At 60.7% G+C, this 19389-nt stretch carries 23 protein-coding genes; 15 read left to right on the top strand and 8 right to left on the bottom strand.

Annotated elements, in window-relative coordinates; translation table 11 throughout:
- From E4656_RS12435 to E4656_RS12420, 4 genes are all read left to right on the top strand, one after another.
- Positions 1–753 carry a hypothetical protein gene (locus E4656_RS12435; RefSeq protein WP_135483593.1) on the top strand — a complete coding sequence of 251 codons (753 nt, stop codon included), beginning with the start codon at positions 1–3 and terminating at the stop codon, positions 751–753.
- A 79-nt stretch (positions 754–832) separates the two neighbouring features.
- On the top strand, positions 833–2242 hold the full coding sequence (gene hemN / locus E4656_RS12430) for an oxygen-independent coproporphyrinogen III oxidase (protein WP_135483592.1): 1410 nt from the start codon (positions 833–835) through the stop codon (positions 2240–2242).
- 32 nt (positions 2243–2274) lie between these two features.
- On the top strand, positions 2275–3546 hold the full coding sequence (gene moeA / locus E4656_RS12425) for a molybdopterin molybdotransferase MoeA (RefSeq protein ID WP_205849196.1): 1272 nt from the start codon (positions 2275–2277) through the stop codon (positions 3544–3546).
- Positions 3547–3579: 33 nt separating this feature from the next.
- Entirely contained in the window at positions 3580–3858 is a 279-nt protein-coding gene (locus E4656_RS12420) for a hypothetical protein (protein ID WP_135483591.1), read from the top strand.
- 14 nt (positions 3859–3872) lie between these two features.
- Here E4656_RS12420 and E4656_RS12415 read toward each other — a convergent pair whose 3' ends face one another.
- Both E4656_RS12415 and ubiU read right to left on the bottom strand, forming a co-directional pair.
- Positions 3873–4775: a U32 family peptidase gene (locus E4656_RS12415; RefSeq protein ID WP_205849195.1), complete on the bottom strand. Its 903-nt coding sequence runs from the start codon at positions 4773–4775 to the stop codon at positions 3873–3875.
- 8 nt (positions 4776–4783) lie between these two features.
- Positions 4784–5788: a ubiquinone anaerobic biosynthesis protein UbiU gene (ubiU, locus tag E4656_RS12410; protein ID WP_135483590.1), complete on the bottom strand. Its 1005-nt coding sequence runs from the start codon at positions 5786–5788 to the stop codon at positions 4784–4786.
- A gap of 141 nt (positions 5789–5929) precedes the next feature.
- Between ubiU and ubiT the strand changes: the two genes are divergently transcribed.
- The gene (gene ubiT, locus E4656_RS12405; protein ID WP_167856048.1) at positions 5930–6496 is read left to right on the top strand and encodes a ubiquinone anaerobic biosynthesis accessory factor UbiT; all 567 of its coding nucleotides are present in this window, start codon (positions 5930–5932) and stop codon (positions 6494–6496) included.
- Positions 6497–6508: 12 nt separating this feature from the next.
- Positions 6509–8158, top strand: a complete 1650-nt coding sequence (gene ipdC / locus E4656_RS12400; protein ID WP_135483588.1) for an indolepyruvate/phenylpyruvate decarboxylase — start codon at positions 6509–6511, stop codon at positions 8156–8158.
- 112 nt (positions 8159–8270) lie between these two features.
- On the opposite strand, the gene E4656_RS12395 is transcribed toward ipdC, so the two are convergent.
- The 5 genes from E4656_RS12395 to E4656_RS12375 form a co-directional block, all read right to left on the bottom strand.
- Positions 8271–8714 (bottom strand): DUF6455 family protein, encoded by a 444-nt coding sequence (locus E4656_RS12395; RefSeq protein WP_135483587.1) that lies wholly within the window; start codon positions 8712–8714, stop codon positions 8271–8273.
- A 74-nt stretch (positions 8715–8788) separates the two neighbouring features.
- Complete coding sequence (locus tag E4656_RS12390) at positions 8789–9325, bottom strand: TetR/AcrR family transcriptional regulator (protein WP_135483586.1); 537 nt, start codon at positions 9323–9325, stop codon at positions 8789–8791.
- Complete coding sequence (locus E4656_RS12385) at positions 9322–9717, bottom strand: DUF6463 family protein (protein ID WP_135483585.1); 396 nt, start codon at positions 9715–9717, stop codon at positions 9322–9324. The genes E4656_RS12390 and E4656_RS12385 overlap by 4 nt, the downstream gene beginning before the upstream one ends.
- 93 nt (positions 9718–9810) lie before the next feature.
- Positions 9811–10251: a DUF4345 family protein gene (locus E4656_RS12380; protein ID WP_135483584.1), complete on the bottom strand. Its 441-nt coding sequence runs from the start codon at positions 10249–10251 to the stop codon at positions 9811–9813.
- Positions 10215–11060: an NmrA family NAD(P)-binding protein gene (locus E4656_RS12375; RefSeq protein WP_135483583.1), complete on the bottom strand. Its 846-nt coding sequence runs from the start codon at positions 11058–11060 to the stop codon at positions 10215–10217. The genes E4656_RS12380 and E4656_RS12375 overlap by 37 nt, the downstream gene beginning before the upstream one ends.
- A gap of 113 nt (positions 11061–11173) precedes the next feature.
- Here E4656_RS12375 and E4656_RS12370 point away from each other — a divergent pair, with 113 nt between their 5' ends.
- Positions 11174–12181, top strand: a complete 1008-nt coding sequence (locus tag E4656_RS12370) for an AraC family transcriptional regulator (protein WP_205849194.1) — start codon at positions 11174–11176, stop codon at positions 12179–12181.
- Here the strand turns inward: E4656_RS12370 and E4656_RS12365 are convergent.
- Positions 12178–13305: a Fic family protein gene (locus tag E4656_RS12365; RefSeq protein WP_135483582.1), complete on the bottom strand. Its 1128-nt coding sequence runs from the start codon at positions 13303–13305 to the stop codon at positions 12178–12180. The genes E4656_RS12370 and E4656_RS12365 overlap by 4 nt on opposite strands.
- A 333-nt stretch (positions 13306–13638) precedes the next feature.
- Here E4656_RS12365 and E4656_RS12360 point away from each other — a divergent pair, with 333 nt between their 5' ends.
- The 8 genes from E4656_RS12360 (at position 13639) to E4656_RS12325 (ending at position 19384) form a co-directional block, all read left to right on the top strand.
- Positions 13639–14202 (top strand): TetR/AcrR family transcriptional regulator, encoded by a 564-nt coding sequence (locus E4656_RS12360; protein WP_135483581.1) that lies wholly within the window; start codon positions 13639–13641, stop codon positions 14200–14202.
- Between the two features lie 12 nt (positions 14203–14214).
- Complete coding sequence (locus E4656_RS12355) at positions 14215–14505, top strand: YciI family protein (protein WP_135483580.1); 291 nt, start codon at positions 14215–14217, stop codon at positions 14503–14505.
- Between the two features lie 19 nt (positions 14506–14524).
- Positions 14525–15133 (top strand): DNA-3-methyladenine glycosylase I, encoded by a 609-nt coding sequence (locus E4656_RS12350; RefSeq protein ID WP_135483579.1) that lies wholly within the window; start codon positions 14525–14527, stop codon positions 15131–15133.
- A gap of 25 nt (positions 15134–15158) precedes the next feature.
- Positions 15159–15512: a DUF1801 domain-containing protein gene (locus E4656_RS12345; protein ID WP_135483578.1), complete on the top strand. Its 354-nt coding sequence runs from the start codon at positions 15159–15161 to the stop codon at positions 15510–15512.
- A 3-nt stretch (positions 15513–15515) separates the two neighbouring features.
- Complete coding sequence (hepT, locus tag E4656_RS12340; RefSeq protein WP_135483577.1) at positions 15516–15920, top strand: type VII toxin-antitoxin system HepT family RNase toxin; 405 nt, start codon at positions 15516–15518, stop codon at positions 15918–15920.
- A gap of 239 nt (positions 15921–16159) precedes the next feature.
- Positions 16160–17173 (top strand): LacI family DNA-binding transcriptional regulator, encoded by a 1014-nt coding sequence (locus E4656_RS12335; RefSeq protein WP_135483576.1) that lies wholly within the window; start codon positions 16160–16162, stop codon positions 17171–17173.
- A 5-nt stretch (positions 17174–17178) separates the two neighbouring features.
- On the top strand, positions 17179–18441 hold the full coding sequence (locus E4656_RS12330; protein ID WP_135483575.1) for an ABC transporter substrate-binding protein: 1263 nt from the start codon (positions 17179–17181) through the stop codon (positions 18439–18441).
- Between the two features lie 61 nt (positions 18442–18502).
- Positions 18503–19384: a carbohydrate ABC transporter permease gene (locus E4656_RS12325; RefSeq protein WP_135483574.1), complete on the top strand. Its 882-nt coding sequence runs from the start codon at positions 18503–18505 to the stop codon at positions 19382–19384.
- Positions 19385–19389: the final 5 nt, after the last annotated feature.

Raw genomic sequence — 19389 nt, 5'->3', positions numbered from 1 at the left:
ATGTCTGACCCACAGTCACAGGGCGCACCGCAAGCAGCGCCACCCGAATCACAATCGATCAGACTGCGCCAACGTCTGGGCCAGAAGCACTTCTGGCTGTTGCTCCTGGTCAGCGCGGGACTGATTCTCGGCGTGCAGCGCTGGCAGCCCTTTCCCATCATCTGGGACGGCGGCATGGTGCTGCACCATATTACACTGTTCTGTCTGCTCTATCTGGCTGCGCGCTGGCGTCTGGAGGCCCATCTGGCCTTCAGCCTGGCACTCGGCATCAGTGTGCTGCCGCTGGTGTTCACCGGCGCCCCGCTGGGCCAGTACAGCCTGGCGCTGGTCGGTGAATTTGGCCTGGTAACCAGCTTCGGCCTGCTGCTGATCGCCCTGTTCGATTATCGCTGGCGGCGGCTCATCACGCCGCTGTTTCCACTCTGGTTCTGGCTGCTGATCGGCCTGTTCAGTCTGGTGGCCGTGGGCGGCCAGTGGATCAGCATCGATCTCTTTCCCTATTTCCACGGCGAGAATGCCAGCTGGCTGGCCCCGCTGGCCGCCGGGCTCTGCGTTCTGCTCTGTCTGCAGGGGCGCTACTGGGCCCTGCCCGTGGTGGTGGGGCTGTCTCTGGGCTACGACTGGCGGCTGCTCAGCGGCCACAATGCCTTTGCCTACACCGGTGATCTGTTCTGGCTGCTGGCCCTGCCGGTGGTGCTGGTGCAGCGCTGGCGGGCACACCGACACAGAGGGACCACCAAAACCGACCGCTAGCCTGACCTGAATCAATATGCCATAGCGCCAAACCCTTAATCTGTCTCACCATGACTGCACACATTCAGGGTGAACGCGCATGAAAGGCTCACAGCAGACAACGGACGACCGTCTGGCTCTGACACCGGTGGCCTGGCCCACGGAACTGATTGAACGCTACAACCTCAGCGGGCCACGCTATACCTCCTATCCCACGGCGCTGTCGTTTGCGGACTGCACGCAGGAGCAGGCAGCACGCATCATGGACAGCACTGATCCGGCAGCACCGCTGTCACTCTATGTGCACATTCCGTTCTGCCGCCACCTCTGTTACTACTGCGCCTGCAACAAGGTGGTCACGCGTGATGTCGGCAAGGCCGATGCCTACCTGGATGCGCTGGAAGAGGAAATGCAGTTCCACTCCGCCTGGCACCGGGAGCGCCCGGTCAGTCAGTTGCACTGGGGCGGCGGTACACCGACCTTCCTTACCGATGTGCAGACCGACCGCCTGTGCGACCTGCTGGAACGCTATTTCAACCTCGGCGCGGACCCCGAGGGGCGGGAGTTTTCGGTCGAGGTCGACCCCAGGGTGACCTCGGCTGAACGCCTGCAGCAGCTTCATGAGCGCGGCTTCAACCGGCTGTCACTGGGCGTGCAGGACTTCAATATCGACACCCAGAAAGCCGTCCACCGGGTACAGTCCTTTGCGCTGGTAGCCGACCTGATGGCGGCGGCCCGGGAGATCGGCTACCGCAGCATCAATGTGGACCTGATCTATGGCCTGCCACTGCAGACCGTCGAGCGTTTCCACGAAACCCTGACCAAGATCATAGCCCTGCGCCCGGACCGCATCGCCAGCTACCGCTATGCGCATCTGCCCTCCCGTTTCAGCCCGCAGCGCCGCATCATCAGCAGTGATCTGCCGGCGGCCGACACCACGCTGGACATCATGCGCGATACCGTCATGACGCTGCAGAGAGCCGGTTATCAGTACATCGGCATGGACCACTTCGCGCTGCCGGAAGACGAGCTGGTACAGGCTTATCGCAGCGGTACCCTGCAACGCAACTTCCAGGGCTATTCGACCCGGGCCGATACCGACCTGCTGGGCCTGGGCATGTCCGCCATCAGCCAACTGGGTGGCAGCTATCTGCAGAACCACAAGGACCTGGCCGACTACCAGCAGGCCGTGCAGACCGGCTCGGCAGTGATCAAGGGCTACAGCCCCAGCCGGGATGACGACATCCGGCGCCATGTGATCATGCGCCTGGCCTGCCAGGGCGAGCTGCAGTGGCCGGAGCTGGAAACCCGTTTCGACATCAATGCCCGCCTCTATTTTGCGCGCGAGTGGCCGGCACTCAATGAACTGGCGACAGATGGTCTGCTGGAGCTGACGGAGTCCCATGTCCGCGTGACGGCCACCGGACGCCTGCTGCTGCGCGCCATACTGATGGTGTTTGATGCCCATCTGAGCCAAACCCCCAGTGCTCGTTACTCACGAGTCATGTGAGACGGCACCGCAAGCAGCCCAGGATTACCGCCATGAACACCACAATCACACCCGAAGTTGCACCGGAATGCTGCAGCGGCCCGGCACTGATGGCGCCGCAACAGGCCTGGGCGCTGCTGCAGCGGCGCGTTCGGGCCTTGACCGAGACCGAACCCTGCGCCTTGCATGCAGCCACCGGACGCACCTTGGCCAGACCGGTACGCGCACTGGCTCAGGTACCACCCTTTGCCAACTCGGCCATGGACGGCTATGCCATAGGACCGGACGTGACCGCCCATGACTGCCTGAATGTGGTCGGCCGCGCCCTGGCCGGTCACCCCTGGGGCGGCACCCTGAAAGCGGGCGAGGCCGTACGCATCATGACCGGTGCGCCGGTGCCTGCCGGCACCCACGCTGTGGTGATGCAGGAACACGTGGCCGTGGACGGCGAGCGCATCCTGCTCGAGTATCATCCGGAGGCCGGGCAGAATATTCGACCGGCCGGTGACGATGTCCAGGCCGGGCAGGCACTGCTGACCCCGGGCGAAGTCATTGGTGCGGCCCAGATCGGGCTGCTGGCGGCGGCCGGCGTGGCAACTGTTACCGTGTACCGCAGACCCCGCATTGCCCTGCTGTCCACCGGCGATGAACTGCGCGAACCCGGCCAGCCCCTGGGTGCCGGTCAGATCTACGACACCAACCGCGCGCTGCTGCACAGCCTGCTGCATACCCTGCCGGTGGAGATTACCGACTTCGGCATTCTGCCCGATGACCCCGCCATACTGGCCAAGACGCTGACCGAGGCTGCGGCCGGCCATGATCTGATTCTGTCCAGCGGCGGCGTCTCGGTGGGCGATACCGACCATACCCGCCAGGTGCTGGAGCGGCTGGGCGACATCGGGTTCTGGAAGCTGTCGATCAAACCCGGCAAACCGCTGGCTTTCGGCCAACTGGACCAGGCCTGGTTCTTCGGCCTGCCCGGCAATCCGGTATCGGCTCTGGTCACGGCCTATCTGTTCATGCTGCCGGCCCTGCGCCAACTGGCCGGCCAGGGCTGGCACCAGCCGCCCCAGTACAGTGCCCGGGCCACCGCCCCTTTTCGCAAGAAACCGGGCCGTACCGACTACCAGCGCGCGCGCCTGAACCGCAGTGTCAACGGCCACTTGCTGGTATCACCCTGCGGACCACAGGGGTCGCATCAGCTTTCTGTGCTGGCGACCGCCAACGCCTTTGCGGTTCTGCCGGGCGCCGCCGGGTCCATTCCGGAAGGTGACCTGGTCACCGTACTGCCGTTTCCGCAGACCCTGACCGGGCTGGCGTTGTAAGCCGCCAGTTGCAAACCGAACAAAGGAGTAGCCATGACTGAACGCATCCCTGCCCTCCAGTGCATCGGCTGTGGCCGGCTGGAAGCACCCCAGCCCTGCATGGGTGTCTGCGAGGATCGAGAAGTCGAAGTGGTATCCGCCATCGATTATGACACCCTGCTGCAGGCTTACCGGGCCCTGCGGGCTCGTCAGCAGCGGCAGCAGAATGTGCTGCAGCAACTGGCCTGGACACGGCCCCGGGAGGGGCAGTGGGAAACCTCCTGGAAATCGCTGCAGGCGCAGGCACGTACCCTGTTGCGCAACAGGGCCTGAATGCCCTGCCCGGCTCAGACCTGAGTGATACCCGCCAGTTGATGCCAGTACCCGTTCACATCACCCACCGGGCGCTGCCGGCGCTCCGGGTTACCGCCGATGGCCTGTTCGAAAGCGGTCAGCCAGTCGAAGGTCTGCTCGGGTTGCGGGCTGATCCGAACGACATCCACCAGCCCGCGCAGGCTGTCGATATCATCGACCAGGTTGTAGCGCTGACCGGACTGGGTCTGGATGCCATTGAGCGTGAACACCTCGCGGCCATCCTGGCTGCGCACCTGCCGGCCCTGTGGGTACTTGTTGCAGCACAGCTGGCAGTCATCCTTGGGCCGGTCTTCCGAGCGGGCGGTAAAACAGCGCGCCGACCAGGCCAGCGGCAGATGACCAAAGGCGAACACCTCTACCTCGAAGCGATCACGCAACGGCGTGATCACCGGGTCGGTCAGCACGCGCAGCAGCCAGTCGCGTGACAGCTCCACCGGCATCACCCAGCGCCGCAGGCCGCGCTCGACCAGCCAGGCCAGCGTGGTGGCGTTGTAGACATTCACTGCCGGGCCGACCACAAAGGGCAGGCCCCGTTCGTGCAGCAGCTGCACCGCACTGATGTCATTGGCCTCGACCAGAAACTGACCATTGGCGCAGATCTGCTCCAGCTCCCGCACTTCGCCCGGGGCCTCCAGCAGGGTCAGGGTGGACAGCACCACTTCCTTGCCTGCCTGCTGCAGGTCCTGACCGATGGCCAGCCAGTCCTGCAGCCTCAGTTCACGGCGCTTGCTGCAGACCGTTTCGCCCAGATAGACCACAGGTGCCGAACAGACTGCGGCCTGCTGATAGAACTGTCGCACCTGCGCCTGGGGCCAGAAATAGGTGATGGGGCCCAGTGCGGTTCGCAGCTGATCCGTTGAAGTAGGCGTCTGCATGATGGGTGTCAGCTCCATTTGCGGTGGTAGGCACCCAGAGTGGTCTGGTGGCCTTCGGAGAGACCAGCCAGCACACGGTCCCAGGCAGGTTCGACAGCATAGGCTTCCGGGTCCGTGTGCAGACTGTCGAGCGCCTGGCGCCAGACGCGGGTAACGGCCTCCACATAGGCCGGGCTGCGCTGGCGGCCCTCGATCTTGACCGCAGAGATACCCTCCCGGTGCAGTTTCGGCAGCAGCGCCAGCGTATTCAGGCTGGTGGGTTCCTCCAATACGTGATAGCGCTGCCCCGACACATCAAACCGACCCTTGCACAGGGTCGGGTAGCCGGCCCGCTCGCCGGGCTCGAAGCGGTCGATCAGCACACCGTTGAGCCTGGATTCCAGGGCACCGTTGTCTTCCTGCCAGCGCACATGGGCCGCCGGAGAACAGGCCCCGACCGTGTTGGGTGACTCACCGGTCAGGTAGGAACTCAGGTAGCATCGCCCTTCGGCCATGATGCAGAGGCTGCCGAAGGCAAACACCTCCAGCTCCAGTTCCTGGTCCCTCAGGTGGCGCGCCAGTTGCGACACCTGGGCCATGGACAGCACACGCGGCAGAACCACCCGCGAGACCCCGAAATGACGCTGGTAGAAATCAGCAGCGACAAAGCTGGTGGCCGAGGCCTGCACCGACAGATGACGCTCCACGCCGGGCCAGGCACGGGCGGCATAGTCCAGCAGTGCCAGATCGGCAATGATCAGCACATCGGCCCCGGCCCGCGCGGCCATGTCCACGGCACTGAACCAGCGGTGCTCCTGCCCCGGGTGGCAGAACGTATTCAACGCCACATGCAGACGCCGACCGGCCCGATGAGCCAGTGTTGCCGCCTGTGCCAGATCACTTTCGGTGAGATTCAGGCCGGCAAAGAAACGCGCATTGGTGCCGCCTTTCAGGCCGACATAGACCGCATCGGCGCCCGCATTCAAGGCTGCCTTCAGGGCGGGCAGATTGCCCGCCGGACAGAGTAACTCCATAACTTCCCGCCTCTGCGACGTCATGCTTGATGGCGGCATTATTTCAGCTCCCGGATGCCCGGAAATTGATCTGGCGCAAGATGAAGTCGATTCAGTCACCATAAAATGCAGATTACACTCATCTTAATGGGACTGTTTCCGATGTCGACTCCGGATGCCGCCATTGCCGCTTCACCTGTCGCCCGCTGTACCCATCGCATTCTGCGCCAGAGCCTGCGCCACATGCCGGTACCGCTGTTTACCCGCCTGCTGGCCGACAGCGCCAACCGCCTCCTGCGGCCCCAACTGCAAAACGGTGAACTGGCGTTTCTGCAGGGTCAGCACTGGGAAATCACGTTGACCGATATCCCCATGACCTTCTATCTGACCCTGGGCCAGCATCAACGGCTGGTCGTCACGCGTACTCCGCAGGAACCGGACGTGGCCTTTCGCGGTCCGCTGGAGAGTTTTCTGGTGCTGACCCTGCAGTGGGAGGATCCGGATACCCTGTTCTTCAACCGCCGTCTGATGGTGTCGGGGAATACCGAACTGGGTCTGGAGATCAAGAACTTCATGCATGGTCTGGAAGCCACGGAAGTGCTGCCGGAACCGGTATATCGCATTCTGGCTGCCCTGTATCGAGCCCTGACCGGGTTGACCCCTGCTGCCGAAGGCAGCGGCCACGGAACGGTCAGCCAGGCCAAGGACATTGGCCCCGGCCGACCTTAAGAGGCATTCACAATGAACTTGTCACAGACACTGATCCGCGCCCTGAAAGATCAGGGTGCCGGTGAGGTTTTCGGCATACCTGGTGATTTTATTCTGCCGTTTTTCAGCCAGTTGGAGCAGAGCGGGATACTGCCGCTGGTCACCCTCAGTCATGAGCCCGCCATCGGTTTTGCCGCTGACGCCGCCGCCCGCATGCGTTGCCGCCCCTCTGTGGTGGCTGTGACCTATGGCGCCGGAGCCCTGAATGCTGTCAACGCCATTGCCGGGGCCTATGCCGAGCGGTCACCAGTATTTGTCATTGCTGGCTGTCCCTCGGATGCCGAGCGCGGCAGCGGTTTTCTGTTGCACCACCAGGCCCGCACGCTGGACTCGCAGTACCAGATATTCCGTGAAATCACCTGTGATCAGGGCCGCATCACGGATGCAGCCACGGCGCCGGCGATAATCGCGCGGCTGATTCGCTCCTGCATCACCTGGTCACAGCCTGTGTTGCTGGAACTGCCGCGCGATCTCGCCAACCTGGAAATAGACGCGGTACCCAGTCTGCCACCCCTGCCCTTTGAGCCAGCAGCCGTGGATGCCTGTGCGCGGGAAATTCTGTCCCGCCTGCATCAGGCTCGCCAGCCCATGCTGGTGGTCGATGTCGAAATCCGTCGTTACCAGTTGGAGAGCGAAGTCGCCGAACTGGCCCGTCGCCTCAATATACCCGTGGTGACAACCCTGATGGGGCGCGGGCTGCTGGCTGAGACAGAGGTTCAGGTCAGCGGCACCTATCTGGGCGAGGCCGGTGATCCAACACTGAGCCGACTGGTGGAGACTTCGGACGGCCTGCTGTTGCTGGGCGTCATTCTGTCGGACAGCAACTTCGGCCCCAGCAGCCAGCGTTTTGATGTACGCAAGGCCATGCTGGCCAGCCATCGTGCTGTTCATATCGGTTACCACAGCTATCACGACATCCCGTTGTCCGCCCTGGTCGCCCAGTTACTGGAACTGCTGCCTGCCAGCTCGCAAAGACCGACCAAAAAAAACAGAACAGCACATCCGAGCGTGCAAGTCGGATTGTCACTGCTGGACGACAGCCAGACACTGAGCGCAGCCGACATGGGGGTGGGCATTGCCGACCTGCTGGCTCAGGCCGGGGAGCCCATGCCGGTGGCAAGCGATATCGGCGACTGCCTGTTTTCAACGCTGGATGTACTCAATACCCCGCTGGTCGCGCCCGGCTACTATGCCTCCATGGGGTTCGGTGTGCCGGCCGGCCTGGGTATCCAACTGGCTACCGGCCAGCGACCACTGATTCTGGTCGGCGATGGCGCCTTCCAGATGACTGGCTGGGAACTGGGCAACTGCCGCCGCCTGGGGCTCGACCCCATAGTGGTTCTGTTCAACAACCAGAGCTGGGAGATGATACGGGTGTTTTCCCCGACCAGTCAGTGCAGTGATCTGGGCGACTGGCAGTATGCTCGGCTGGCCAACGACCTGGGCGGCCTGGGTATTCGAGTGCGCACGCGCAGCCATTTCCGCTACGCCATCCGCGAGGCGCTGAGCACGCGCGGGCAGTTTGTGCTGATCGAATGTGTACTGCCCTCCGGCGAGGTATCACCGGCACTGCAGCGCTTTGCCGAGACACTGCAACAGAAGCGAACCGCAGCCGGAGCCTAACCGCTGTAACAGCCACTCGCAGAGGCCATGAGAAGACTCCCGGATATCCGCGGAATCGGGGCGATGCATCCTGCCGCCAGATCCGGGAGTCGTCACCCTGGCTGGCGGGCTGTCACTGTGCTGGCTGTAATGCGATCAACTGCTGTGAGTTGGGACAGAAACGTTCCAGCTCGGCTGCTCGGGTGCCGCGTCGCAGCGCCAGCCAGCAGCGGCCCACCTGGGTGCAGCCCTGACAGGTACCACTCAACTGACGATGTGTGGCCTGACCGGCCACAGACAGATCAGCGTTCAGCCGCTCCGCCATGGCGGGCAGCAGTACCCGATCGGCATGCAGCAGATAGCCCTGATCGACCGGCAACTGGGCCGCGATGACGTCTTCCATTTCCGGCGCCAGATCTCGGTCGAGATCGTTGATCATGGACTCGTATTCAAATGTCGCTTCATTGCGGAAATACTGCACCACCCGAGGCATGGATGCCTTGTAGCAGTATTCGCCGAAGCGCTCCAGCCAGCCCGGTTCGGCCCGGTTCTCGGATCTTATTTTGGTCGCAGACATGACACTTTCCTCCTGCGGGAATGGTAGTGTCAGTATCTCCTTTCAAATCCGTGCCGTATTGACCTGCGTCAATCTCAAAGGTATTGCTCTGCCATATCCTGCAGCAGCCAATCCATCTGCGCCCAGTCTTCCTGGCTGATGCTGTGCTGCAGATACTGACTGCCGACAAACTGGGCATAGGCAATACGAGCCATGATCCGGGCCCGCCCGGCGTTGCCGGTACGGGCGCTGATCAGGTCGGCCACATAGTCCATGCGTCGCCGGTCCACCTGCGCCACGACTGCGGCCACCTGCGGGTTCTGGTGCCCCCAGGCCCGCAGTTCGATCTCGGGGCAGAGATCCGCCTGAGCCAGATGTTCATTGAGTTCCCGACTGCGCTGAGCCGGTGTCGAGAGTGACCCCAGGGCCTCGATCACGGCCTCGGTACCGCGCGCCTGCCAATACGCCAGCAGCGCCTCGACATAGGCTTCGCGACCCCGGAAGTGGTGGTAGAACGAGCCCTTGGACACCTGCAGGTGCTGGCACAGACGATCGATCTTCAGCACCTCCGGCCCATGCTGACCGAGGAGCCTGAACCCCTCGGCCAGCCACTGCTCGCGCGATACCTTCATGCCGGGCTCGCAAAGCCCGTCTGTTTGGGCGCACCCAGCAACACCAGCAGGCCGAGCGGAATGAACAGCCAGGCCCCGGAGGCGGGCAACAGGAAGGCCACCACCACACCAGCGGCCAGCAGCCCCCAGCCAATGACTTTCGGCAGCGGTGCCTGCACCACCCGAATCCAGCTTTGCATCAGATAGCCCAGCAGCATCCAGAAACAACCGGTCAACAAGAACCAGAGAATGGCACTGCGGTCAAAATGCATCTGCCCGCCGGCTTCAATGGTATTCCAGCCACCCTCGGCCACGATGGCCGTCAGTATCGGCCAGCCCATCACCAGCCCGATGCTGTTGTGCAGTACGCCGATGGCGACGAGCAACCAGCCACTGATCAGATAGAGTCGCATAGGTGTTCCCTCTCGGTTTTCCATAAAATGACTGAAAGGGAACATACCATACCGTATGGTATGAAGAAAGCGATTTCTGCCCTGATATCTGGCTCAGTGTGCGCCTGTGCCCCGCTTAAGACGCCAGCACAGTGCACGCAGCAACAGGAGCCCCAGCAGCAGCTCTGCCACTGCAGCAATGATCAGCCCGCTGGCAGGCAACCCATCGACCAGCATGCTGAACAGGCGACCAAGACCATGGGGCAGGTATATGACCGCCCCAACCAGAATGACGCCACTGGGTATCTCGCGCCTGAACAGGCTGGCCAGCATCAGCGTGCCGGCAATCAGCAGTGTGGCACCGTTTGCCCGCACTTCACTGTACAACCCGGTCTGAGCGAACAGGTCGATATCGTAGGCCTCGTAGAAGACCCCGGGAGCGAACAGGATGCCGCCGCCAACACCCAGCAGAACAAGGCCGCCGACAAGCATCAGGGCCTGCAGCCCCTTGGCCGCCATCACGGGTTCACCGCCGGCGCTGCAGTCGCGCGCCATACCCCAGCGGCGGCACGGTCTCGACAGAACGCACCGAAATCAAGTGGTGGCCGGCCCAGGGCCCGCCCTACGCCGTCGGCCAGGGCCTCGTTTCGGCCATCAAATACCTCCTCGCAGAGGCTGGTCAGCAGGTCGGCCGTCGGCGCATCCACACTGGCCGTGAGCCCGGCATGAAACTGGGCCAGAGTGATGGGAACATACTGCAGGGGCTTGCCGGTCACCGCCGCAATTTCTGCCACTGCCTCATGAAAGGTGAGCAGACGCGGGCCGGTGACTTCGTACAGTTCTCCGTTGTGCCGGTCATCCCGCATGGCTGCCACCGCCACATCGGCGATGTCGTCCACATCCACAAAGGGCTCCCGGACCTCACCGGCCGGCAAGGCAACCAGACCGCTGTTGACCGACTCCAGCAGATGGCCTTCACTGAAGTTCTGATAGAACCAGCTGGCCCTGATCAGGGTAAACGCCAGACCCGAGTCGCGCACCAGCTGCTCGCAACGCTCGGCATTCTGTTCGCCTCTGCCGGACAGCAGCACCAGCTTTCTGACCCCGGCCGTTTTTGCCTGCCTGATCAGTTCCGCAATGGCCTCCTGCGAGCCCGGAGCAGCGAGATCCGGGTAATAGGAGATATAGGCGACCTCGATACCGCTCAGCGCTGGCAACCAGTGCTCCGGTTGCTCCCAGTCAAAAGCAGGGGCTGAGCCCCGGGACACTGCCCGCACAGCTTCTCCCTGAGCCTGCAGACGCTGCACGATGCGCCGACCGGTTTTGCCGGTGGCACCGATAACAAGAAAGGTTGATTGAGACATGTTGGCTTCTCCGTTTCACTGAATGGGAAGCCATTATGCTCTTTATGTCTGGATTTTTTATGATGCCAAGTCCACAATAATATACCTTTCATCCACAATTCTGGATTATTAGTGTGATACCGCAGAACCATCTGCACCCTGACGCCTCATCCTCGGCGGATATCCTCGGCGAGGCGCTGCACCTGCTTCGTCTGCAGGGCACTCTCTATTGCCAGGCCGAGCTCACCCAGCCCTGGGGGGTAGCGGTGCCCGCCATGGAAGACCTGATAACGCTGCAGATCATCACTGCCGGTCAGGCCTGGCTCGAGGTCGAAGGCAGCGACCCGCTGCTGTTGCGTCCCGGCAGCCTCACCCTGATACCGCACGGTACACCGCACCGGCTGAGCAGTGACCGCAGCCTGCAATGCCAGCCCCTGTTCAATCTGCCCGTCGAACAGATCAGCGACTGCTATGAACGGCTGTACCATGGTGGTGGCGGGCCGGTGACCCAGGTGACCTATGGTGTGGTGCGGTTCGACCACGTGGCCGGCGAGCGGCTGATTTCGCAGTTGCCACGGCTGCTGCATATCGACGCCCTGGACACCGATGCCGCCAGTTGGCTGCAAAGCACCTTGCGGTTGATTGCCAGTGAAGCCGCCACCCTGAAACCCGGGGGCGAAACCATCATCACCCGCCTGGCCGACATACTGGTTATTCAGGCCATCCGCGCCTGGCTGGATTCCGCGCCCGAAGCGCGTCAGGGCTGGCTGGCCGCATTGCGCGACAGGAAGATTGGCCGTGCGCTGGCCCTGATGCACAGAACACCGGAACAGGAGTGGAGCATAGAGTCTCTTGCGCGGGCCGTGGGCATGTCCCGGTCCGGCTTTTCAGCCCGCTTTACCGAAATGGTCGGCGAACCGGCCATGCGCTATCTGGCACACTGGCGCCTGCAACTGGCCCGCCAGCACCTGATGGAAACCTCTGCCCCCCTGTCCGCCGTGATCGAACGCTTTGGCTACCAGTCAGAAGCCGCCTTCTGTCGAGCCTTCAAGCGCCAGTTCGGCCAGACACCCGGCCAGGTAAGCAGGGGTGGCACGCAGGTTGAGTCGGTCAGCGAGTACAGGTACCAAAGCGCTCGTTAAACCCGTACCTTTTCCATCAGAGGCTCGAAGCGATAGATGGCTGAACGCCTGCCAGAGGCCTCTCGAACGGTTTCCAACATCCCTTCTGCCAGAAGTGCACGAGTAAAACGGCCGGCTGTCTGAGCCGGAATGCCCGCATCGCGCGTAAAACGGCTGTTGCTGAAAATGGGCCGGGTAAACAGGTAGTCGAGAGCTGCTACTGAATATTTGGACGCCAGCAAATCGGCAAATCGTGACTTCATGTCTTCGTAGCAGTCACGAATATCCTGTGCTACCTCAAGATTCTCTCTGGCCTGCTCCGCTACCGCAGTGAAGAAGAACCCGCACCAGTTCAGCCAATCTCCAGTTGATGAGACATTGCGCAGCCCCCCGATATAATCATCCTTGTGGTCTTCGAAGTAACGACTGATATAGAAATGCGGCGCCGAAATTGCCCCACCTCGCCACAGCATCAGAGTAATCAGCATGCGACCTACCCGGCCATTGCCATCTTCAAAAGGGTGCAGAGCTTCGAACTCGGCGTGAGCGAGCGCTGTTCGCATCAGTATGGGCATGGCCTTGTCTTCGATCAGACTGAACAACGCCTCCATGCCCCCTGGCAGTTGCTCTGGTGATACGGGTACAAAGCTGACAGCTCGACTCCCTTTTTCACCAACGTAGTTCTGTTCCTGCTTGTAACGCCCGGGAGACTTCCGTGCCCCGCGACCGAAGGAAAGTAACTGCTGATGCATTCCCCGAATCAGCGCCTCAGATAATGGGTGCCCCTGTTCCAACTGGCGCTGGGCAGTCGTCATGGCGCGGCGGTAAAGCGCGGTCTCAAGCACATCAGAACGGAATTCGCGTACAGCCCCATCATCGTCGTCATCACCGAACTCGGCTTCGAGCTGAAGAATTTCATCCATGGTGCTGATGGTGCCCTCCATACGAGAAGACACCACCGCTTCCTGACCACGCAACGGTGCAAGAAATATTTCACTGTTGTGCATAGCCTGAAGCATCTGATCATACCGGGCCAGTGCATCTGTTGCCTCAAGCATGGGCTGCAGTATCGCCTCATAGTTCAGTCCGGCAGGAGGGAACTGGCCTGTGTGATAATGGACAGCCTTACTGAGATCAAGCGTCATGCCTATTCACATTTCTTTTTACCCAAACTTGTTGCTCACATTATAGAAAATATGATCAACAAACAAACCAGATAGTCATTGATGAAGCACAAAACACTTTGTTGTTAATTTTGGAAAAAATATGATCAACAAACTGATTTGTTGATCATTGGTGCACTACAAACCTTTTTGTTGATCACAAAAAAGGTTCTGCGACCAACAAAATCCGATTGAATACCGCCAAATCTGCCCAAAATTCATGCAGGAGCTGTTGATAACTTAGGACACTTGTCCTACGCTACATTTTAGGACAAACGTCCTAAAATGATACCGAAACATGATTCCGCGATCCCTATGTCTACAAGAGAGCGCATTATTGAAGCTGCCGACCAGCTGTTCTATGAACAGGGGTTCGAACACACCTCTTTCGCGCAGATTGCGCAAGCCGTCGGCATCTCGCGCGGCAACTTCTACTACCATTTTCGCACCAAAGACGACATTCTGGACACGGTCATCAACCACCGTCTGCAGCGCACCAACGTCATGCTGGAACACTGGGAGGTTGAGGGTGAAACACCTTCCGACCGCATCCGCAGCTTTATCAACATACTGATCATGAACCGGGCCAAAATAAAACGGTTCGGCTGCCCGGTAGGCACGCTCTGCAGTGAACTGATCAAGCTGGACCACCCGGCACAAGGCGATGCCAAGGAGCTGTTCATTCTGTTCAGGACCTGGCTGAGTCGGCAGTTTGTGCAACTCGGTCACGCCGAGAAAGCTGATGAACTGGCCATGCACCTGCTGGCCCAGAGCCAGGGGATCGCCACACTGGCCAGCGCCTTCCAGGATGAAGCCTTTATCAACCGGGAGGTCGACCGCCTGCATGACTGGCTGACCTCCTGCACCGCCACCCCATAAGGAGGGAACCCTGTGTACATCATTTTGCTGAAATTCTCGCACAACAAGAGCCAGGCCGGCGCCTTCATGGAGGGCCACAACCAGTGGATCAAGCGCGGCTTTGATGACGGCATCTTCCTGCTGGCTGGCAGTCTCCAGCCCGGTCTTGGCGGTTCGGTGATTGCACATGCTGAAACACGGGCCGAGCTGGAGCAGCGCGTGCAGGACGATCCGTTTGTGGCAGAAGACGTCGTCACCGCAGAAATACTCGAAATAGACGCCAAAAAAGCAGATGATCGACTGAGTTTTCTGCTGCCAGCCTGATCACCAAGGGAGATGACTGATGACCGCTACCGTTCCCGGCCCGGATGGCCGCCCCCGCTGCTTCTGGTGCAGCAACATACCCGAGTTCTTCCCGTATCATGACCATGAATGGGGCTTCCCCGTTGATGACGATGTGCGGCTGTTCGAGAAAGTCTGTCTGGAGAGCTTTCAGTCCGGCTTGAGTTGGCGCACGATACTGGCCAAGCGGGAGAACTTTCGCGCCGCCTTTGCCGGTTTCGATTTCAACCGGGTGGCCGACTTTGATGCATCGGACATCACGCGGCTGCTGGCGGACCAGGGCATCGTGCGGCACCGGGGCAAGATCGAAGCAACCATCAACAATGCCCGTCGTGCCCGGGAAATGGTGCAGCATGAAGGCTCACTGGCGGCGTTCTTCTGGCGCTTCGAGCCGGACAGCAAGGACCTGCCAGAGCCGCAGACAGCGACCACGTCAAAAGAGTCCGTCGCCCTGTCGAAAGACCTGAAAAAGCGAGGCTGGAAATTTGTCGGCCCGACCACCGTCTACGCCTTCATGCAGGCCATGGGGCTGATCAATGATCATGCCGAGGGCTGCGTTTACCGGGAGGTGGTCGAACAGGCACGGCAGCAGTTCAAGCGCCCCGTCTAAGGAAGCCCAACAAGGAGATACAACCATGAGCAACAATCGCATCAACAGCCTGCTGGAAGACATCCGCCACCAGAGCGAGGAGCGCTATGCCCTGGTGCAGGCCCTGCGCGAAATGATTGCCTCTGCAGGTGATGACGTCACAGAAGAGGTCAAGTACGGCGGTTTTCTGTTTTCTTCGCAGCGGGACTTCGCCGGTGTCTTCTCCTACACCCGCCATGTTTCGGTGGAACTGAGCGAAGGCGCCCGCCTGGACGACCCGCACAATGTGCTGGAGGGCGGCGGCAAGCACCGCCGCCATATCAAGCTGCAGTCACTGGCAGACATCGAGCAGAAGCAGGTCGGCGAGTATGTCAGGGCGGCGTACCGTCACCAGAGCTGAACCATGAACAACACTGTCATTGAACAAAAGCTTGAATCACTGCGGCGCTGTATCCAACGTGTCGAGAGCCGGTTGCCCGAGTCATTACAGGCACTTCAGAATGACTCGGATGCGCAGGATATTGTTGCACTCAATTTGACCCGGGCCGCACAATTGTGTGTGGCTGTGGGCGCGCATTGGCTGGCAGAGAACGCGGACGGCAACGCCCCGCGCACCATGGGTCAGTCATTCGATGCTCTGGCACAGGCCGCCATCATCGACCAGAGCCTTGCCAGTCGAATGAAGAAGTCAGTCGGTTTTCGCAATGTCATGGTTCACAGCTATGACGAGATAGACTGGGCGATTGTGTATGACATTGCCCGCTATCACCTGGATGACTTCAGAGCCTTTGCGCGAGTGTTTGCCTAAAGGTAACCCTGATCCAGGGCTTATCTTCACGACAACCTTCCCGCCTGCTGCCTGCCAAGTGTAAAGATCAGATGTAACAAATGCCGTGCTGATTTTCGGCAGCCGCCAGCACGGCTGAAACATGCAATGTAACAAAACCCTGTGATACATTCAGTCATGACATTCATGGTTGAAAAGCCTTCTGGTAAGAGCAGAATTGGCCATGTAACAAGGTAAAACAACAAGGGTTTTGTTACATCATGTCCAACATTCGCAAAGTGGCCGAGCAGGCACAGGTGTCCACAGCCACCGTGTCCCGGGTGTTCAATCAGCCCGATTCTGTTTCTCCGGAAACAAGGGATGCGGTCTGGGCCGCTGCCGATGCTCTGGGGTATTCGCCCAGCCGACGCAAGGGCCATGCCCTGGCGCCCAAACTGAAGCCTTCACGGCTGCTGGGTGTCATCCTGCCTGATCTGGTTAACCCCTACTTTGCGGAGTTACTCGACAGCCTGGAGCACGAGGCATTCCATATCGGTCGGTCGCTGCTGGTGTTCAGTCATCGCTCGAATCCAGTATGGGAACGCCAGTTTCTGGAAGAGTGCGCACGCTTTGATGTCGACGGGGTATTTGCAGTGCCGTCGACACCGGACGTGGATTACCAGAGTCTGTGCGACGGGCTGCCCTTTCCGGTGTTTTCACTGACCCAGATTCGCCCCGGCGTACCCAGCATCGCGCTGGACCACCGGGAAGGCGGCCGCCTCGCAGCGGACCACCTGGTGAGCCTGGGTCATGAACGCATCGGCTACCTGGGGCCGACGGATGCTGCAGAGGACAAGTTCATCGGGTTTCAACAGCGCCTGTTTGAACATGCCCAGAGTCTGCATCCGTCACGGCTGACCACACTGGATCTGGCTCCGGGGCAGGACGTGCAGTCCTGCCTGGAGGATTTCCTGCAACAGCATGATGAACTGCCTTTTACCGCGTTATTCGTGTTCAACGATCTTTCGGCACAACTGGCCATCGAAATACTGTCCGCACGGGGTGTCCGCATCCCCGAGGATCTGGTGGTGGTCGGTTTTGACAATACCGTGCTGGCCAAGGTGATGAATTTCACCAGTATCGCTCAGCCCATGCGCGAGCTGGGTCGCCTGGCGTGTGCCCGGATGCTGAAGACGCTTGAACACGACCACCATGACATGTCCACCGAGCCCTTGCTGCTCATGCCACGCCTGGTCGTGCGTGACAGCGCCGTGGCTCACTCAGATCGAGGATAACAACAATGAAAGCAGTGCATACCCTTCCCCTGATTTCCGTCCTGATGCTGGCGCCCCTGGCACAGGCCACGTCCATCACCGCCTGGGTAATCGATGGTGCCGCCGAGCGGCCCTTCTTCAACCAGGCCGAGGATACCTTCAACGAGCGCTATGCCGAGCAGGGCATCAGCGTGGATATCGTGCCGATTCCGGGCTACAACGATGCCATCCAATCAGCCTACCGCTCCAACGACCTGCCCGACATCATCATGGTCGACGGTCCCAACATGGCGTCCATGGTGTGGGGCGGGCAGTTGCAGCCACTGGATGATCTGGTCGACAACAGCATTCTGGACGACATGCTGCGGCCCATCATCGACCAGGGCACCTACGGCCCGGACGGCAAGATCTACGCCCTGGGGCCCTATGATTCCTCGGTGGTGCTGTGGGGCAACCGCGCCTATCTGGAAGCCGCTGGTGTGCGCATTCCGGAGTCCATCGATGACGCCTGGACCTATGACGAATTCGAAGAGGCACTGGCCGCCCTGGCCGAGGTAGACGGCGTGCGCTGGCCGCTGGACCTGAAACGCAACTATGACGGCGAGTGGTTCAGCTATGGTTTTGCGCCCTTCCTGCAGTCCGTCGGGTCGGACCTGATCGACCGCGACACCTGGACGGCCGACGGCACACTGAACTCGGAGGCTTCGGTCGAGTCTCTGGAGCGCCTGCAGTCCTGGGCCCAAAATGGCTGGATCGTGCCGTCTTCGGCCGGTGACAACTCCTTCTTCGGTTCCAAGACGTCGGCCCTGAGCTGGGTGGGCAACTGGATGTGGCCGAGCCACCGTGAAGGTCTGGGTGATGACCTGGTGGTGATTCCGGCCCCGAAATTCGGTGACCGTGCGGCCTCCCCCAATGGTGGCTGGGCCTGGGCCGTGCCCAGCAGCAGCACCGAGAACGAGGCGCTCAGCTTGTTCCTGAACCATGTGCTGTCCACCGAGCAGGTAGCGAAGTACGGTGAATACACCGGCTATGTTCCCAGCCGCCATTCATCACTGGAACTGGTGCCGGCCTTCGCCCCGGGCGGTGAACTGGAAATCATGACCCAACAGGCGTCCGATATTGCCGTGGTTCGTCCGGTGCACCCGGCCTACCCGGTGATCAGCAACAGCTATGGCCAGGCGATTCAGAGAATTCTGGATGGCGCCAATGTGCAGCAGGCACTGGATCGAGCAGCCCGTCGCATCGATGAAGACATCGAAGACAACATGGGCTACCCGCCTTTCAACTGAGACAGGCTCCGGGTTCGCTCTCGGGCGAGCCCAGCCCACCCTGATCCAGGAGCATTCAGTCATGCAACGTATCCGGCATTTATGGAGTGAAGGCGCCCTGCTGGCCCCGGCGGTGATACTGCTGCTGGTGTTCGTTATCGCGCCCTTTTTTCTCTCTGGCTATCTGTCTTTCACCAATGAGCGGCTGATCCCCCGCCCGGTACCCAGCCAGTGGGTTGGATGGCGCAACTACAGCCGCGTGCTGACCGATCCTGATTTCTGGCAGGCAGTACGCAATACCTTCTATTTCACCCTGATGGTGGTGCCCTTTCAGTGTGCCATCTCTCTGGGCGCCGCCCTGTTGCTCAACAAGAAACTGGCTGGCCTGACGTTTTTCCGCAGCGTCGCCATGTTGCCGCTGCTGGCCCCGATCACCGTCATCATTGCCATCTGGGCGGCGCTGTATCAGGTGCCGAACGGCTTTTTCAATACGGCGGTCAATCTGGTGACCCGGGATGATCGCATTGTCGATTTTCTCGGCTCCCGCGATCTGGCCATGCCGGCCATCGTGCTGTTGTCGGCCTGGGCCTCCTTTCCCTTCCAGATGCTGATCTATCTGGCCGGGCTGCAGGAGATCCCCGAAGACCGCTATGAAGCCGCCACGCTGGAAGGCGCCAACGCCTGGCAGCAGTTCAAGGCCATTACCTGGCCAGGGCTGATCAATGTGAACATCTTCGTGCTGATCATCACCACGGTGCAGGCCTTCAAGCTGTTCACCCAGATCAACATCCTGACCAAGGGCGGGCCTCTGGGCTCGACGAACACCATCATCAATTACATGTTCGTCAACGGTTATTCCGAGGGGCGCATCGGCTTTGCCAGCGCAGTGTCGGTGCTGTTCTTCATTCTGGTCGCGGTCATTGCCGTGATTCAGCGCCTGGTCTTCAAGAACGAAAACGAGTGAGGCCC

The sequence above is a fragment of the Natronospirillum operosum genome, from assembly GCF_004768465.1.
Taxonomy (GTDB): Bacteria; Pseudomonadota; Gammaproteobacteria; order Pseudomonadales; family Natronospirillaceae; genus Natronospirillum; species Natronospirillum operosum.
Note: the sequence above shows the minus strand (reverse complement) of the source record. Positions and strands in the feature narration are given on the sequence as shown.

Bases quoted from the DNA above. Each gene is read 5' to 3' on its own strand.
- E4656_RS12435 (WP_135483593.1), top strand. From the start codon at position 1: ATGTCTGACCCACAGTCACAGGGCGCACCGCAAGCAGCGCCACCCGAA.
- hemN (WP_135483592.1), top strand. From the start codon at position 833: ATGAAAGGCTCACAGCAGACAACGGACGACCGTCTGGCTCTGACACCG.
- moeA (WP_205849196.1), top strand. From the start codon at position 2,275: ATGAACACCACAATCACACCCGAAGTTGCACCGGAATGCTGCAGCGGC.
- E4656_RS12420 (WP_135483591.1), top strand. From the start codon at position 3,580: ATGACTGAACGCATCCCTGCCCTCCAGTGCATCGGCTGTGGCCGGCTG.
- E4656_RS12415 (WP_205849195.1), bottom strand. From the start codon at position 4,775: ATGCAGACGCCTACTTCAACGGATCAGCTGCGAACCGCACTGGGCCCC.
- ubiU (WP_135483590.1), bottom strand. From the start codon at position 5,788: ATGGAGTTACTCTGTCCGGCGGGCAATCTGCCCGCCCTGAAGGCAGCC.
- ubiT (WP_167856048.1), top strand. From the start codon at position 5,930: ATGTCGACTCCGGATGCCGCCATTGCCGCTTCACCTGTCGCCCGCTGT.
- ipdC (WP_135483588.1), top strand. From the start codon at position 6,509: ATGAACTTGTCACAGACACTGATCCGCGCCCTGAAAGATCAGGGTGCC.
- E4656_RS12395 (WP_135483587.1), bottom strand. From the start codon at position 8,714: ATGTCTGCGACCAAAATAAGATCCGAGAACCGGGCCGAACCGGGCTGG.
- E4656_RS12390 (WP_135483586.1), bottom strand. From the start codon at position 9,325: ATGAAGGTATCGCGCGAGCAGTGGCTGGCCGAGGGGTTCAGGCTCCTC.
- E4656_RS12385 (WP_135483585.1), bottom strand. From the start codon at position 9,717: ATGCGACTCTATCTGATCAGTGGCTGGTTGCTCGTCGCCATCGGCGTA.
- E4656_RS12380 (WP_135483584.1), bottom strand. From the start codon at position 10,251: ATGGCGCGCGACTGCAGCGCCGGCGGTGAACCCGTGATGGCGGCCAAG.
- E4656_RS12375 (WP_135483583.1), bottom strand. From the start codon at position 11,060: ATGTCTCAATCAACCTTTCTTGTTATCGGTGCCACCGGCAAAACCGGT.
- E4656_RS12365 (WP_135483582.1), bottom strand. From the start codon at position 13,305: ATGACGCTTGATCTCAGTAAGGCTGTCCATTATCACACAGGCCAGTTC.
- E4656_RS12360 (WP_135483581.1), top strand. From the start codon at position 13,639: ATGTCTACAAGAGAGCGCATTATTGAAGCTGCCGACCAGCTGTTCTAT.
- E4656_RS12350 (WP_135483579.1), top strand. From the start codon at position 14,525: ATGACCGCTACCGTTCCCGGCCCGGATGGCCGCCCCCGCTGCTTCTGG.
- E4656_RS12345 (WP_135483578.1), top strand. From the start codon at position 15,159: ATGAGCAACAATCGCATCAACAGCCTGCTGGAAGACATCCGCCACCAG.
- hepT (WP_135483577.1), top strand. From the start codon at position 15,516: ATGAACAACACTGTCATTGAACAAAAGCTTGAATCACTGCGGCGCTGT.
- E4656_RS12335 (WP_135483576.1), top strand. From the start codon at position 16,160: ATGTCCAACATTCGCAAAGTGGCCGAGCAGGCACAGGTGTCCACAGCC.
- E4656_RS12330 (WP_135483575.1), top strand. From the start codon at position 17,179: ATGAAAGCAGTGCATACCCTTCCCCTGATTTCCGTCCTGATGCTGGCG.
- E4656_RS12325 (WP_135483574.1), top strand. From the start codon at position 18,503: ATGCAACGTATCCGGCATTTATGGAGTGAAGGCGCCCTGCTGGCCCCG.